At 65.4% G+C, this 15,725-nt stretch carries 13 protein-coding genes; 2 read left to right on the top strand and 11 right to left on the bottom strand.

What is annotated here, in order from left to right:
* Positions 1-4 precede the first annotated feature (4 nt).
* From RSE14_RS02795 to radA, 8 genes are all read right to left on the bottom strand, one after another.
* The gene (locus RSE14_RS02795; RefSeq protein WP_324075723.1) at positions 5-1,381 is read right to left on the bottom strand and encodes a M20/M25/M40 family metallo-hydrolase; all 1,377 of its coding nucleotides are present in this window, start codon (positions 1,379-1,381) and stop codon (positions 5-7) included.
* 37 nt (positions 1,382-1,418) lie between these two features.
* Positions 1,419-2,963, bottom strand: coding sequence for an aminoacyl--tRNA ligase-related protein (locus RSE14_RS02790; protein ID WP_324075722.1), 1,545 nt, complete (start codon positions 2,961-2,963; stop codon positions 1,419-1,421).
* Positions 2,964-3,007: 44 nt separating this feature from the next.
* On the bottom strand, positions 3,008-3,589 hold the full coding sequence (gene phaR / locus RSE14_RS02785; protein ID WP_324075721.1) for a polyhydroxyalkanoate synthesis repressor PhaR: 582 nt from the start codon (positions 3,587-3,589) through the stop codon (positions 3,008-3,010).
* Positions 3,590-3,665: 76 nt separating this feature from the next.
* Positions 3,666-4,718 (bottom strand): alanine racemase, encoded by a 1,053-nt coding sequence (alr, locus tag RSE14_RS02780; protein ID WP_324075720.1) that lies wholly within the window; start codon positions 4,716-4,718, stop codon positions 3,666-3,668.
* Positions 4,711-6,342 carry an MFS transporter gene (locus tag RSE14_RS02775; RefSeq protein WP_324075719.1) on the bottom strand — a complete coding sequence of 544 codons (1,632 nt, stop codon included), beginning with the start codon at positions 6,340-6,342 and terminating at the stop codon, positions 4,711-4,713. The genes alr and RSE14_RS02775 overlap by 8 nt, the downstream gene beginning before the upstream one ends.
* 56 nt (positions 6,343-6,398) lie before the next feature.
* Positions 6,399-6,839 carry an iron-sulfur cluster assembly scaffold protein gene (locus tag RSE14_RS02770; protein ID WP_324075718.1) on the bottom strand — a complete coding sequence of 147 codons (441 nt, stop codon included), beginning with the start codon at positions 6,837-6,839 and terminating at the stop codon, positions 6,399-6,401.
* A gap of 6 nt (positions 6,840-6,845) precedes the next feature.
* The gene (locus tag RSE14_RS02765; protein WP_324075717.1) at positions 6,846-7,391 is read right to left on the bottom strand and encodes a CvpA family protein; all 546 of its coding nucleotides are present in this window, start codon (positions 7,389-7,391) and stop codon (positions 6,846-6,848) included.
* An 11-nt stretch (positions 7,392-7,402) separates the two neighbouring features.
* Positions 7,403-8,770, bottom strand: a complete 1,368-nt coding sequence (gene radA / locus RSE14_RS02760; protein ID WP_324075716.1) for a DNA repair protein RadA — start codon at positions 8,768-8,770, stop codon at positions 7,403-7,405.
* A gap of 73 nt (positions 8,771-8,843) precedes the next feature.
* Here radA and RSE14_RS02755 point away from each other — a divergent pair, with 73 nt between their 5' ends.
* Complete coding sequence (locus RSE14_RS02755) at positions 8,844-11,159, top strand: patatin-like protein (protein ID WP_324075715.1); 2,316 nt, start codon at positions 8,844-8,846, stop codon at positions 11,157-11,159.
* A gap of 75 nt (positions 11,160-11,234) precedes the next feature.
* Here RSE14_RS02755 and RSE14_RS02750 read toward each other — a convergent pair whose 3' ends face one another.
* From RSE14_RS02750 to dnaK, 3 genes are all read right to left on the bottom strand, one after another.
* Positions 11,235-11,858, bottom strand: a complete 624-nt coding sequence (locus RSE14_RS02750) for a DUF6445 family protein (protein ID WP_324075714.1) — start codon at positions 11,856-11,858, stop codon at positions 11,235-11,237.
* A gap of 6 nt (positions 11,859-11,864) precedes the next feature.
* On the bottom strand, positions 11,865-13,022 hold the full coding sequence (gene dnaJ, locus RSE14_RS02745) for a molecular chaperone DnaJ (RefSeq protein WP_324075713.1): 1,158 nt from the start codon (positions 13,020-13,022) through the stop codon (positions 11,865-11,867).
* 91 nt (positions 13,023-13,113) lie between these two features.
* Positions 13,114-15,036, bottom strand: coding sequence for a molecular chaperone DnaK (gene dnaK / locus RSE14_RS02740; protein WP_324075712.1), 1,923 nt, complete (start codon positions 15,034-15,036; stop codon positions 13,114-13,116).
* A 168-nt stretch (positions 15,037-15,204) separates the two neighbouring features.
* Here dnaK and RSE14_RS02735 point away from each other — a divergent pair, with 168 nt between their 5' ends.
* Entirely contained in the window at positions 15,205-15,717 is a 513-nt protein-coding gene (locus tag RSE14_RS02735; RefSeq protein WP_324075711.1) for a copper chaperone PCu(A)C, read from the top strand.
* Positions 15,718-15,725: the final 8 nt, after the last annotated feature.

Here is a 15,725-nt window from a genome sequence, read left to right as displayed (position 1 = left end):
ATGGCTACTCCTTCGCCACCGGTTCGAACGCCCCGCCCGGGACCGCGCTGGAGACAGGCGAGCAGAACATGCCCGCGCAGGCTGCAACGCCAAACATCCAGTCATCGCCGCGCAACTTGCGGACATTGGTGAACTCACGGCCCTCGGCTGCGGCTGCCGCGTTGTCGGCCTGCGAGCCGTCGATATAGACGAGCACCATGTCCTTGCTCCATTCCGGCGCATCGGTTGCCCGCGTGGCGACCGAATAGACCTGCGCGCCCGGAACGGCTTTCCACTTCAATTCGGTATCCACCCGCACCGCCGCGTCCACCGTCACCTTGGGCGGCATCGGCGCGCGGGCGAGCGCATCGAGCGCGCGGACGTTGAGCTTCGTCACTCCGGCGAGATAGGCGAAGTCCATCTCCTCGATCGTGTCACCATAGAACACGCCGCCTTCGGTGCGCAGATCCTGATGCTGGTGATCGTAATCCTCGACCCCGACGGTAAAGCGGATCGCGGGGAAGCCCTTTTGCAGGAACGGCACCTGATCCCCGCCGCGGCCCATGCGGTCGGTGCGCCAGATCTGGCGGACCTGCATTTCCTCGGGGTGCTTGGCCGAAAGCGCTGCCACCCAGCGCGAGAGATTGCGCGAGGGCGTGTCATTCTCGCCGCCAAAGCGGGTTCCCGCCGCACGCAGGGCATCGGTCAGATCGGCGCGCGGGCCTTCTGAAAAGACGCGCACGACCCTAGGCTCGCAATAGCCGTCCTTGCCGCAGGAATTGCCGACGATGTCGTTGTTGAGCACGGCCTTGACGGTGTAGCCCTGTGCCGCCGCCCAATCGGCGAGGATGCGCCCGCCAAACAGCCCCTGCTCCTCGCCCGAAAGCAGGGCGTAGATGATGGTGGTGGGATATTTCGTGCCGCTAAGCACCCGCGCCGCTTCCAGCACCAGCGCGGTACCGCTGCCGTCGTCATTCGCGCCCGGCGCATCGCGGGTGAAATCGAGCGGATCGGAGACGCGGCTGTCGATGTGGCCCTGGACGATCACGACTTCATTGGGCCGCTCGGTGCCGCGCTGGATCGCGACCGCATTGCGCACCAGGGTGGCGACCGGAATGCGGCGCGCATCGGGCTGGATCACCTCGCCCACCGGAAGAACCTCAAGGCAGCCGCCGCACTTGGCGCCAATGCGCTTGAATTCGGCCAGCCCCCAATCGACTGCCGCGCCGATGCCGCGCTTGGGATCGGTCTGGGAGGAGAGGGTGTGGCGCGTGCCGAAGCTCACCAGCTTTTCGACATCGCCCTTGAGCCGCTCGGCCGAGACAGCATCGGCAGCGTGGTCTTGAGCGGCGAGCGGAGCGGCGGCGACGAGCGCAGCCAGCAGGAGGGCAGGTTTGATCATGCGCCCTGTCTGCCCGCGCCTTAGCCTTGGTGCAAGTCTAGTAAGAGCGGGCGATCAGGATCCGCTCGGTCGCCGGCGCGCCGGTGAAGATGCAGGTGCCGCTCGCCGGCTCGGCGCCGCGCGGCACGTTGCGGATGGTAAGCTTCACCGCCTTGAGCTTCTCGACCACGGCTTCGAGCGCCGCGCCGGTGGGCTTGGACCATTCGACCTCGACCCAGCCCGGATACTTGCCGCCCTGCTCGAAGTGATCGACCACCGCCTGCCACTCGGTCACCCCGCGGGTGATATTGGCATCGCGGCGCGCGCGGGCTTCCTCGAACAGGGCCGATTGGATGGCTTCGATAACCGAGCCCGCCTGAGCCACGAAATCGCCGTGGGCCGGATAGGTGAAGGCAGGCTTGCCGTTGGCAGCATTCCACAGCTGATCGCGGCGCAGGACCGCGAGCTTGCCTTCGGCCATGTCGCGCGGGCCAACCTCGATGATGACGGGCGCACCCTTGCGGACCCAGTCCCAGCGCTTGGCCGCGGCCTTGCCGGGCTTCACATCGAGCAGCACGCGCACCCGTTCGCCCAGCGCGGTTTGTGCGGCCAGCGCGGCACGCACGCTTTCGCAATAGGCAATGAGGTCCGCATCCTCCGGTGCCTCACGCAGCATCGGGATGATGACGATCTGCTGCGGCGCGATGGCGGGCGGGACGCGAAGGCCATCGTCATCGCCGTGGGTCATGATCACCCCGCCGATCAGCCGCGTGGAGACACCCCAGCTGGTGGTGTGGCAATACTGCTGCGAGCCTTCACGGTCCTGATACTGGATGCCAGCCGCATGGGCGAAATTGGTGCCGAGATAGTGCGAGGTGCCGGCTTGCAGCGCCTTGCCGTCCTGCATCATCGCCTCGATCGACCAGGTCTCGACCGCGCCGGGAAAACGCTCGTTCTCCGGCTTCTCGCCCGCGATCACGGGGAGCGCGAGATCATCTTCCGCACACGCCCGATACATTTCGAGGGCGCGGTGGGTTTCCACCAGCGCATCCTCGCGCGTTTCGTGGGCGGTGTGGCCTTCCTGCCAGAGGAATTCGCTGGTGCGCAGGAACATCCGCGTGCGCATTTCCCAGCGCACGACATTGGCCCACTGGTTGGTGAGCAGCGGCAGATCGCGCCAAGATTGCACCCAGCGCGCCATGGCATCGCCGATGATCGTCTCGGACGTCGGGCGGACGACCAGCGGCTCTTCCAGCTTTGCGGCGGGATCGGGGATCAATCCGCCCTTGCCATCCGCAATCAGGCGGTGGTGGGTGACGACCGCCATTTCCTTGGCAAAGCCTTCAACGTGCTCGGCCTCGCGAGTGAAATTGGCGAGCGGGATGAACAGCGGGAAATAGCAGTTCGAAACGCCCGCAGCCTTGATCCGGTCGTCCATCAGGCGCTGGATGCGTTCCCAGATGCCATAGCCCCAGGGCTTGATCACCATGCAGCCGCGCACCCCCGATTCCTCGGCGAGATCGGCGGCGGAGATGACCTCCTGATACCACTTGGCAAAGTCGTCTTCGCGCTTGACGGTGAGCGCGTGGCGGATCTGGGACACGAAGCGAATTCCTGAAATGTGAAGAGCGGCGCGCCCTATCGGCGCTATTTGCCCAATTCGTCCAGCTTCTTTTGCATCGCCGCCATCTGTTCGCGCAGAGCGGCGATCTCGTCGCGGCTGTCGGCCGGAGCAGCGGGGGCGGAAGGCTTGGCCTTGGCCTTGCCGATGCCCGGCATCAGCACGTCGGCCGCAGCCCGCATCATCGCCATGTTGGTTTCATGGATCGCGGCAAAGGGCGTGGCGCTGATGCCCTTTTCGAAGGCTTCGCGGATCTTCGACTGGTTATCGCGGAAATTGGCCATGCTGGCTTCGAGATAGGACGGCATCAGCGCCTGCATCGAATTGCCGTACATTCCGATCAGCTGCCTGAGGAAGCTGACCGGGAGCATCTGCCCGCCATTGGCCTCTTCATCCATGATGATCTGGGTGAGGATCGAATGGGTGATATCGTCCCCGGTCTTGGCATCGAGCACCTGGAAATCGACATTCTCGCGCACCATCCGGGCGAGATCCTCGAGCGTGATGTAGCTGGAGGATGCGGTGTTGTAGAGCCGCCGGTTGGCGTATTTCTTGATGATTACCGCATCGCCTGCTGCGCCCGATGCCGTCTTCGATCTGCCGACCATTGTTCTATCCCGGATGTTGACCCCTGCGGCCTCTTAGCACCTGCACAATGTGCAGCGCAATATGAGCCGCAAAGGCCTATCCCCGGTGGCGTAAACGGCCCCCGATCACGGTCAGCAATTCGTAAGGCGACAGCGTGTTTTGCTGCGCACAATCATTGATGTCCCATGGCACATCCACCCAGTCGCCCGCAGCCAGATCCGGGGCCTCGGCCAGATCGATCACGACCATGTCCATCGATACCTTGCCGAGGATCGGCAGGCGGCGACCTTGCGCAAACAGCGCATTGCCCGGACCGCGCAGCCGCAGGAAGCCGTCGGCATAGCCGATCGAGACCGTGCCCACCCGCATATGCGTGGGAGCCATGAAGGTGGCGTTATAGCCCACCCCCTCCCCCGGCGCGAGGTGTCGGGTCTGGAGCACCTGAGCCTGCACCTGCGCAACGGGCTGGATGTGATCAGCCAGCTCGCTGCGCGGGATGCCGCCGTAAAGCGCAAGGCCGGGACGGGTGAGATCGAAGGCAAAGCTGGCCCCCAGCGCAATCCCGGCGCTGTTGGCAAGGCTTACGCGCTGATGCGGGATCGCTTCGGCGGCTTCCTCCAGCAATTCGGCCTGCATCCGGTTCATTGCGGTCTTCTCGTCCGCGCTGGCGAGGTGGCTCATGAGGATGTCGATATCGAGCGCGGCGATGCGCGGATCGCCTGCTTCGGCAAGAGCAATGCCGAGCCGGTTGATGCCGGTATCGACCATCAGGTGGCAGCGTCCACCGCCACTCGCGCTCCACAAAGCCGCCTGTTCGAGCGAATTGATCACCGGCACCGCGCCGCTTGCCTTGGCATAGGCGCAATCGGCTTCGCTCAAAGGCCCGTGCAGCACAGCAATCTGCGCAGCCGGAACATGAGCCGCGACCGCCGCCACCTCGCTCCAGTGTGCGACGAAGAAATTGGTGCAGCCCGCATCGCGCAGCACCGAAACGCAGGTATCGACCCCGAGGCCGTAGCAATCCGCCTTGACCGCCGCCCCGGCAGCCGCAGCGCCCGAGAGGCGATCAAGCGCCTGCCAGTTAGCGGCGAGCGCAGCCCTGTCGACCGTCAGCCGCAGGCTCGGCGGCGGCAGCGCAATCTCAGTCATCCGCGAAGTCTTTCGGCGGCCCGCCGGGGATCCCCCACCATGCCACCAGCAGCCCGAAGGCGACCACGCCCCACGTGTACCACAGCCCGGCGTAGATATCCCCGGTGCTCGCCACGATCACGCCCGCAATCAGCGGCAGGAACCCGCCGAGATAGCCCGCGCCGATGTGATAGGGGATCGACATCGAGGAATAGCGGATGCGCGGCGGGAACATCTCGGACAAGAGCGCCGCAACTGATCCGTAGGTCAGCGCGGAGAGCATGCCCAGCGCCAGCAGCACAGCGACAATGCCCGCGAGATTGGCTCCGCTCGGGCTCTGCTTGGAAAAGTCGAAGCCATACTGCCCGAGCGCGCCGAGAACGCCAGCCTTGCGCGCCGCGCCATCGGCGAACCACGCGGGGTCGATCGCCACCGCCTCGCCGCCGACCTTGAGCGACAGGTCCGCCCCCGGCGTCAGGCTGTAGGGCACGCCTGCCGCAGTCAGGGTTTCAAGCAGCTTGCCGCAATCGGTCTGCTCGCGCTTGAACATCTCGGCAAAGGGATCGGTCTCGCACCGGGGGCCGCTGATCGTCACCGGATTGGCCTCGGCGGCGGCGGCAATGCCGGGGTTGGCAAAACTGCCCATCGCCCAGAACAGCGGGAACAGCAGTGCCAACGTCAGCGCCGCGCCGATGATGATCGGCAGCTTGCGTCCGACCCGGTCAGACCATTTGCCGATGATGAGATAGAACCCCATCACGATCAGGCCCGATCCGAGCAGCACCAGCTCCACCGTGAGATCATCGACATGCATCGGCCCGCGCAGGAAGCTCATCGCCGAAAAGAAGCCGGTGTACCACACCGTCGTCAGGATGCCGGTGATCCCGAACAGGGCGACGAACAATCGCTTGGGGTTGCCGGGATAGGTCATGCTTTCGACAAAGGGATTGCCGCTTGTCTCGCCCGCTGCCTTCATCGCTTGAAATACCGGGCTTTCGGACAGCTTGAGGCGCATCCACAGCGAGATTGCGAGAAGCGCGATCGACAGCAGGAACGGCACGCGCCAGCCCCATGCGGCAAAGGCCTCGGCCGGGATCAGCGCGCGGCAAGCCAGCACCACGATGATCGAGAGCACGAAGCCCCCGGCCACACTCGCCTGAATGAAGCTGGTGTAGAACCCGCGCTTTTCGGGTGGGGCATGCTCGGCGACATAGATCGCCGCCCCGCCATATTCGCCCCCGAGCGCAAGGCCCTGGATCACCCGCAGCAAGATGACGATGATCGGCGCCGCCATGCCGATGGTATCGACCGTGGGGATCAGGCCCACACCCGCCGTGGCGATGCCCATCAGGGTGACAGTGACAAGGAAGGTATATTTGCGCCCCAACCTGTCGCCCAGAAAGCCGAACAGCACCGCGCCAAGCGGCCGGAAGGCAAAGCCCACCGCAAAGGTCGACCACACCAGCAGCAGGCCGAGCGTCTCGTTATCGGTGGCGTAGAAGGCATCCTTGAGGATGTAGGCGAGCGTTCCGTAGATGAAGAAATCGTACCATTCGAAGATCGTGCCAGCGCTCGACGCGCCGATGACCAGACGGATTTCCTTATCGCTCGGCTCGCGGTCCGCGAGCGCCTGCGCCTCTGCCATTTCGCTCTATCCCCATGCATCACCGCCAGCTGGCAGCGCTGTCTCTGGCTGCACCCCTAGCGGGCGATTGCGCCGCTTGAAAGCGCCTTGCTGGCCGCCGTCCACGGCAAGAGCAAGGCCCCGTGGCGGGCGGTGTGCGCGCGGGCTGGTACGATCAGAGCGAGATCGGGCCAATCGGGCAGTTCGCCTGTCCCTGCGAGCCAGCTTTCCAACCCTTCATGCACCCGCGCCAGATCCTGCGCGCTACGCCCGCATGCAGCCTGCGCCAGAAGCGCGGCCGACGCCTGCCCGATGGCGCAGGCCCGCACCTGCATTCCGATGCGGGCGATCATGCCCGCAGGGTCAATCGCGATCCCGACCGCGATATCGCTGCCGCAGGTGCGCGAGCGGGCCTCGGCGCGCAGCGGCAGGCTGTCATCGAGCGGGAAAGCTGCCAGCCCTGTCGCCAGCGCCAGCACTTGCGGCGTGTAAAGCCTGGTCGGTCCTGCGCCGCTCACGAAGGTTCAGTCAACGGCCTTGCGCACGGCCGCATCGCGCGCTTCGGAAGCGCGGCGCAGCTGATCGCGCCGCACCGCAATCATCGGCACCAACTGGCGCGAGGAGGCATCAATAGCCGGATAGGTGCGCGCTTCGGTGATCCACAAGGGCCGTCCCTTGTAGCCCCACGACTCGTCATACCCGAGCGCCACCACCGAAAAGGCAAAGACCGCGATCAGCGCGCCCTTCACGCCGCCAAAGCCGAAACCCAGCACCCGGTCGATCGGGCCAAGGATCGCGCCGTCGGATGCAGCGCTGACATTGTCGGCAATCAGCTTCATTGCCGCATAGGGAATGAGCAGCAGCAGCACGAAGGCGAAGGTCGGCGTGTAGCGTTCGGAATTGAGAAAGCCGCTGATCGAAGGCGAGAGCACCGGATGAAGGAAATGCACCGCCAGCGCCGCGAAGATCCATGCGGCAAGGCTCAGCACTTCCTGCACCAGCCCGCGCAGAAAGCCGCCGATCGCGGCGATCGCAACAATCACGAGAACGATAAGGTCGAGCAGAGCCATCAGCGCTAAATCTATGCGCTGCCCATCACCTGGTCAACGAGGTTCGCAAGTGCAGCAAGTCCGCGATAGCCGCGCGCGTCCTCCATCCCCGCCGCACCCGCCGGGCCATAGGCGCGCGCAAAGCCGAGTTTGGCCGCCTCGCGCAGCCGCAAGGGCGCGTGGGCGACGGGGCGGATCTCTCCGGCAAGGCTGACCTCGCCGAACCATGAGGCCTTGTCGGGCAGGGGCTTGTCCGCCAGCGCAGAGACCAGCGCAGCTGCCACGGCAAGGTCTGCCGCCGGATCGGTCAGACGGTATCCGCCTGCGACATTGAGATAGACCTCCGCCGAGGAGAAATTGAGCCCGCAGCGTGATTCCAGCACCGCGAGCAGCATCGCGAGCCGCCCCGAATCCCAGCCCACCACCGCGCGCCGCGGCGTTGCGCCCGATTGCAGCCGCACGATGAGCGCCTGGATCTCGACCAGAACGGGGCGCGTGCCCTCAAGCGCGGGGAACACTGCCGAGCCCGCCAGCGGCTGCTCGCGCCCCGAAAGGAACAGCAACGAAGGGTTGGCGACCTCCTCCAGCCCCTCGGCTGCCATGGCGAAGACCCCGATTTCATCAACCGCACCAAAGCGGTTCTTCAAGGCACGCAGGATGCGGTACTGGTGACTGCGCTCGCCCTCGAAGCTCATCACCACGTCGACCATGTGTTCGAGCACGCGGGGGCCAGCGATGGTGCCGTCCTTGGTGACATGGCCGACCAGCACCAGCGCACAGCCGCTCTCCTTGGCGTAGCGGATGAGCTCCAGCGCGCAGCCGCGCACTTGGCTAACCGTGCCGGGCGCGCCTTCGATCATGTCCGAATGCATGGTTTGGATCGAATCGATCACTAGCAGCGCGGGCGGATCACCCTGCCCCAAGGTTGTGAGAATATCGCGCACCGAAGTTTCGGACGCGAGCCTGATCGGTGCGTCAGCCACGCCCATGCGTGCTGCCCGCAGGCGGACCTGGCCTGCCGCTTCCTCGCCGCTGACATAAACAACATCATTGCCGCCGCGCGCAATGGTGGCGGCGGTTTGCAGCAGAAGGGTCGACTTGCCGATCCCGGGATCGCCCCCCATCAGCACGGCCGAGCCGGGCACCAGCCCGCCGCCCAGAGCGCGGTCAAACTCGGCAAGGCCGGTCGACTTCCTCACCGGCAATTGCGTGGGCGCATTGAGCGGCTCGAAAGCGACCGCGCGCCCGCCGCTGGAAAGATCATGCTTTTGCGAGTAAACCGTCGCCGGTGCGTCCTCGACCAGCGTGTTCCACTCGCCGCAATCCGCGCATTGGCCCTGCCAGCGTGGCGACACCGACCCGCAGGCCTGACACACATAACGGCGCTTCGACTTTGCCATAGATCCCGGCCATAATCGGAACGGAAATAGAACGCAATTGCATTTCCCTCGTTATGCGCGCTACACATTCCCAATGCGCCAGAAGGAACTGCGCCTTGCCCTTGTCTGCTACGGCGGCGTCAGCCTTGCGGTCTACATGCATGGCATCACCAAGGAAATCTGGCATCTGGCCCGGGCGAGCCGCGCCTTCCACCATCCCGGCGAGACCCGTCTGGACGCTGTGGCCGAGGCCTATCGCGCATTCCTTGGCGAGATCGAGGCGGCCCACGGATATCGCCTGCGGGTCCTGCCCGATGTGCTGACCGGGGCGAGCGCCGGGGGCATCAATGCCGTGTTCCTCGCCCAGGCGATCCATTCCGGGCACAGCCTCGAACCGCTCACCGATCTGTGGCTCGAGAATGCCGATGTCGCCGAGCTCACCGATCCCGAGGCCGAACCCGTGTGGCGCTATGCCAAGCTGTGGGCGCAGCCGATTGCCGAGTGGTTCCTGAGCCGCCCGGGCAATGCGGTGAGCGCGACAGTCTCGCCCGAAACCCGCGCCGAGGTGCGGCACAAGGTCTCGCGGCTCGTGCGCGGCCGCTGGTTCAGCCCGCCCTTTTCGGGCTCGCGCTTCTCCGCGATGCTGTTCGAGGCGCTCACCAAGATGGAGACCGAGGGCGACGGGATTCCGCTGCTGCCGCCGGGCTATCCGATCGACCTTGCCGTGACCGCCACCGATTTTCGCGGCCACCCGCAGGCGCTGCGGCTCAATTCGCCGGCCCGGATCGAGGAGATGGAGCACCGCCTGCCGCTCGCCTTCCGCGCGCGGGTGGGCTGCTCGCCCGGCGAACCGCTGGCCGACCGGCTCGAACTGGTGCTGGCCGCGCGGGCGACGGCGAGCTTTCCAGGGGCCTTCCCGCCGCTCACGCTGGCCGAAATCGGCAATCTCGCTCTGGCCGAGGGGCATCACTGGGCCACCCGCGGCGCCTTTCTCCAGCGCACCATGCCGGTGCATGTCGCCAATGGCACGGTGGACAAGGTCGCGCTGATCGACGGGGCGGTGCTGGTCAATGCGCCTTTCGGAGCAGCCCATGCCGCGCTCCACGGCCGCCCCGCCCAGCGCGAGGTCGACCGGCGCTTTGTCTATATCGATCCGCGTCCCGACGCAGGAGCGATGGCGGCGGAGAACAGGCTGCGGGACATCGGCTTTGTCGGCGCGATCTTCGGCTCGCTCTCGACCATTCCGCGGGAACAGCCGATCCGCGACAATCTCGAACGGATCGAACAGCAATCGCGCGATGCCGCGCGCCTCAAGCGCATCGTGATGGACCTGCAAGGCGATATCGACCGTGCGGTCGAAAAGCTGTTCGGCTACACCTTCCTGCTCGACCGGCCCACCCCTGCACGGCTCGCAGGCTGGCGCGCCAAGGCCCAGCAGGCCGCAGCCGAACGTTCAGGCTATGCCTTTGGCGCCTATGCGCTGGCAAAGTTCGACGCGATCCTTGAACAGCTCGCGCGCCTGACGCTCAAGGCTGCAGGCACGCCGACGGCCGAGCCGGGGGAGCTGATCGAAGCCTTCCGTGCCGTGCTGTCCGCGCGCGGGGTGGAAAACATGACCGATATCCAAGGCGGCGCGAGCGCGGCGGCCGTCGCCTTCTTCCGCGCGCATGACACCGGATTTCGTATCCGCCGCTTGCAACTCCTCGCCCGCAAGCTGTCGCGTGACTGGGAGCAGGACGCGGACATTCCCGAGGCCGCGCTCGATCTGGCGCGCGACCGGCTCTACGCAATCCTTGCGCTCTATTACCGCGCGGACGAGCAGGTGCTGCAATCGGCCCATTTTGCGAACCTTGCCGCCCGCGCCGCCGATGCGCCGGGCGCAGTGCTCGATTTCCTCGCCACCGAGCGCCTGCTGCCGACCACGGATCTGGCCGCCGAACAGCTGCTGATCGATGCGCTGGAAAGCATGCCGAAAACCTTGAGGCGGCGCATCCTCCTCACCTATCTGGGCTTTCCCTTCTACGATGTCGCCACCCTGCCGCTCACCCGGCGCGAGGGGTTGGACGAATACAACCCGGTGCGGATCGACCGGATTTCGCCCGATGACGCGCGCTCGATCCGCGATGGCGGAACAGCGGCAACCCTGCGGGGCATCGAGTTCTACAATTTCGGTGCCTTCTTCAGCCGCGACTACCGCGAGAACGATTATCTGTGGGGTCGGCTGCACGGCGCGGAGCGAATGATCGATCTCATCGCCTCGACCGCCAATAGCGGGATGCCGACCGAGCGCCTGCAGGCGGCCAAGCGCGCGGTGTTCCTCGCGGTGCTGGAGGAAGAGGAGATCGCGGGCCGGTGCCAGCGCGGGCTGGTCGACCGGATCCGGTTGGAAGTGCACGAGCGGATGGGCTAGGCAAATACCCGTTCGCCTCGAGCCAAGTCGAGAGGCCGTGCCATGGTGTCTCGACTTCGCTCGACACGAACGGTGTCAGCCCTGCACCACCCCGAAAAACAGCAGCATCACCAGACGCGAGTCCTCTGCCGTCGTGCCAAAGCCGGGCGCGGCATTGTGGAACTGCCAGGGCGAGAACAGTAGCAGCCGGTTGAAGCGCACCGGCACGCGCATGGTGCGCTCCCACTTGGCCGGGTTGGTGGTGTCCTTGTTGACCACATCCTCGACCAGCGCGTTGATATCATCATAGCCCGTCGCGGCGATCTTCGCGGGATCGGTGGGCACGGCTTCGAGACCGGTGCGCTTGTGGCGGAAGAAATCCGTGCCGCCCGCCAGCGGCCCGGTGCAATCTTCCGGGCGCGAGAGATAGAGGATGCCCGAATAGGCTGCGGGATCGATATGGACGCCGCTTTTGCCCTTGTCACCCTTGCGGGTCAGGCGGCAATGCCCGTGCTGGGTGCCCGGCGCAGGGCCGAGCTTCAGGCCGAGCAGGCGCGAGACCGCTGCATCGATCGCCGCCGTATCAAGCGCGCCGGTCGAATTGCGTCCGGGGAAATTGCCGTGCTGGGCGGCCGGATCATAGTCCAGCCCCAGCGCCGCGCGCCGCGCGGCCCACGGGTCTTTGAGGAAATCGTCGATGATGAGGAGCGAGGGAAGCACCGCGCCCTAGTTTCCGAAGACGTCCTTGAGCTTGTCGAAGAAGCCGCGGCTTTCGGGGCATTCCTCGCCCGTCTCGGTGCTGCGGAATTCCTCAAGCAGCTCCTTCTGGCGTCGCGACAGCTTGGTCGGTGTTTCGACAACGATTTCCGCCACCAGATCGCCGCGCCCGCGCCCTTGCAGCACGGGCATGCCCGCTCCGCGCACGCGCAGTTGCTTGCCCGACTGGATACCGGCCGGGATTTCGAGCCGGTTGGTCGAGCCGTCGAGATCGGGGATTTCCACGCAGCCGCCGAGCGCTGCCGTGGTGAAGCTCACCGGAACGCGGGTGGCGAGCGTCGTGCCCTCACGCTCGAACACCGGGTGCGGCTTCACGTGGAGGAAGATGTAGAGATCGCCCGCCGGCGCGCCGCGCTGGCCTGCCTCGCCCTTGCCGGCGAGACGTATGCGGGTGCCGGTATCGACGCCCGCCGGAATCTCGACCTTCAGCGCCTGCGGCTTGTCGACCCGGCCTTCGCCGCGACAGGACTTGCAGGGGTTCTCGATCACGCGCCCGCGCCCGCTGCAGGTGGGGCATGGCCGCTCGACCACGAACAGGCCCTGCTTGGCGCGCACGCTCCCCATGCCGTTGCACAGGTTGCAGGTGCGCTCGGAGGTGCCGGGCGTCGCGCCCGTACCATCGCAGGTATCGCAGGACTGGCTGACTTCGATCTCGATTTCTGTGGTCTTGCCGTCGAACGCCTCTTCGAGGCTGACCTGCATGTCATAGCGCAGGTCCGCGCCGCGGCGGTTCTGGGCGCGCTGCGCACCGCCGCCGCCGCCAAAGGCACTGCCGAAGATCGTCTCGAAGATATCGCCGATATCGGCAAAATCGCCGCGCCCGCCCCCGAAGCCGCCGCCGAAGGGGCCGCCCCCGCCTCCGCCATTCATCCCTTGGGTGAAGGCTTCGTGGCCATAGCGATCATAGGCCGCGCGCTTCTGCGGGTCCTTGAGGCAGTCATAGGCCTCGTTGATCGCCTTGAACTTGGCCTCGCAGGAGGCATCGCCCGGATTGCGATCCGGGTGATACTTCATCGCGAGCTTGCGATAGGCGCTCTTGAGCACCGCGCCGTCCGCATCGCGGGCGACTTCGAGCGTGGCGTAATAGTCGATCTGGGCGCTGGACATGTCGGTGACCTAATCCCCGTGACCAGGCACCGCCGATATTCCGAAAAGGGGGACCGGAAATATCGACGGCGCGCTGGGTGGCATCGGGGCCTTAGCCCTTCTTGTCTTCGTCGACCTCGGAGAATTCGGCGTCGACGACGTCCTCTTCGGCCGGCTTTTCCTCTGCGCCTTCAGCACCGGCATCGGCACCGGCGGCCTGCTGGCCTTCGTAGATCTGCTGGCCCATCTTCATCGCCGCCTCGGTCAGGGCTTGCGCCTTGGCATTGATGTCATCGGCATCCCCGCCTTCGAGCGCAGTCTTGGTGGCGGCGAGCGCGTCCTCGACCGCCGACTTGGTGGCGGCATCGATCTTGTCGGCATGCTCTGCGAGCTGCTTTTCGGTCGCGTGGACAAGGCTGTCGGCCTGGTTGCGCGCTTCCGCGGCCGCCCGGCGCTTCTTGTCCTCTTCGGCGAACTTCTCGGCGTCCTTCACCATCTGGTCGATGTCGGCATCATTGAGACCGCCCGAGGCCTGGATCTTGATCGTCTGTTCCTTGCCCGTGCCCTTGTCGCGCGCGGCCACCGAGACGATGCCGTTGGCGTCGATATCGAAGGTCACCTCGATCTGCGGCACGCCGCGCGGCGCGGGGGGAATGCCGATCAGGTCGAAATTGCCGAGCAGCTTGTTGTCCGCCGCCATCTCGCGCTCGCCCTGATAGACCTTGATCGTCACCGCGTTCTGGTTGTCCTCGGCGGTCGAGTAGGTCTGGGTCTTCTTGGTCGGGATGGTGGTGTTGCGATCGATCATGCGGGTGAACACGCCGCCCAACGTCTCGATACCGAGCGAGAGCGGGGTCACGTCGAGCAGCAGCACGTCCTTGACGTCGCCCTGCAGCACGCCAGCCTGAATGGCCGCGCCCATGGCGACGACTTCATCCGGGTTGACGCCCGTGTGCGGCTTGGCGCCGAAGAAGCTTTCGACCACTTCGCGCACCTTGGGCATGCGGGTCATCCCGCCGACAAGGATCACCTCGTCGACCTGATCCTTGCTGATGCCGGCGTCCGCGAGAGCCTTCTTGCAGGGCTCCAGCGTGCGCTGGATCAGCGTGTCGACCATCTTTTCGAGATCGGCGCGGGTGATCGTCTCCACCAGGTGCAGCGGGGTGGTGGTGCCACCTTCCATGCGCGCGGTGATGAAGGGCAGGTTGATTTCCGTGGTTGCCGCGCTCGAAAGCTCGATCTTGGCCTTTTCGGCGGCTTCCTTGAGGCGCTGGAGGGCGAGCTTGTCGGCCTTCAGGTCCATGGCTTCCTTCTTCTTGAAGGCATCGGCGAGATATTCGACGATCGCATTGTCGAAGTCCTCACCGCCGAGGAAGGTGTCGCCGTTGGTCGACTTCACTTCGAACACGCCGTCCCCGATTTCGAGGATCGAGACGTCGAAGGTGCCGCCGCCAAGGTCATAGACGGCGATGGTCTTGCCGTCTTCCTTGTCCATGCCATAGGCGAGCGCGGCCGCAGTCGGCTCGTTGATGATGCGCAGCACTTCAAGGCCGGCGATCTGGCCGGCATCCTTGGTCGCCTGACGCTGGGCGTCGTTGAAATAGGCGGGCACGGTGATGACGGCCTGCGTCACGGTCTCGCCGAGATAGCTCTCGGCGGTTTCCTTCATCTTCTGGAGGATGAAGGCCGAAACCTGCGAGGGGCTGTAATCCTCACCACCGGCATTCACCCAGGCATCGCCATTCTTGCCCTTGGTGATCTGGTAAGGGACGAGGCCCATGTCCTTCTTGGTCAGCGGATCGTCGAAACGGCGGCCGATCAGACGCTTGATCGCGAACAGGGTGTTGTCGGGATTGGTCACGGCCTGACGCTTGGCCGGCTGGCCAATGAGACGCTCGCCATCCTTGGTGAAGGCGACGATTGAGGGCGTGGTGCGCGCGCCTTCGGAATTTTCGATGACCTTGGGCTTGCCGCCGTCCATCACGGCGACGCAGGAATTGGTGGTGCCGAGGTCGATACCGATTACTTTACCCATTTTTACCCCATCCATCTGGACATTGTTGGACGCCGCAAACCTGCGCTTCCCGGGAGTGGCAAAGCGCCTCGGCGGCTCGTTTATGACGGCGATATAGGTGCGGTTTTGCTTGGCACAAGACGTCCCAGTCCCTAGTTTTGTGTGCGTTTCACACAGGAGCAACACAACGTGAAAATCATTGAGGGATCGGTTCGGGGGTTGGCCAAGGGCCTGATGGGTGCCGCGCTGGGGCTTGCGATGCTGGGGCTGGCAGCCTGCGGCGGCGAGGCTGAAGCGCCCGCAGCCGAGGCTGTCGCAGGCCAGGTGCCGGGCATGACCATCACCAATGCCCGCCTCGTGCTCGCGCCGGTCTCCGGCAATCCGGCGGCGGTCTATTTCGATCTCACCTATGATGGCGATCAGGGCCTCACCATCCGCAAGGCCGACGTCGAAGGCGCCGGCATGACGATGATGCACGAATATGGCGAGTGGGATAACAAGGTGCAGATGATGGAGGCGCTGCCGATCGCACTGACCAAGGGCAAAAAGGTCGAATTCAAGCCCGGCGCGCTGCACGTGATGGCGATGGAACCGCCTGCAACGTGGAAGGCGGGCGACAAGGTCAAAGTGACGCTCACCATGTCTGGTGGCACCACGCAGGTGTTTGATGCCGAAGTGCGTGCGGCGGGCGAGGAACGCTGAAGGACTGG

It is taken from the genome of Erythrobacter sp., from assembly GCF_035194505.1.
GTDB lineage: Bacteria > Pseudomonadota > Alphaproteobacteria > Sphingomonadales > Sphingomonadaceae > Erythrobacter.
This window is presented reverse-complemented; position numbering and strand designations above follow the sequence as displayed.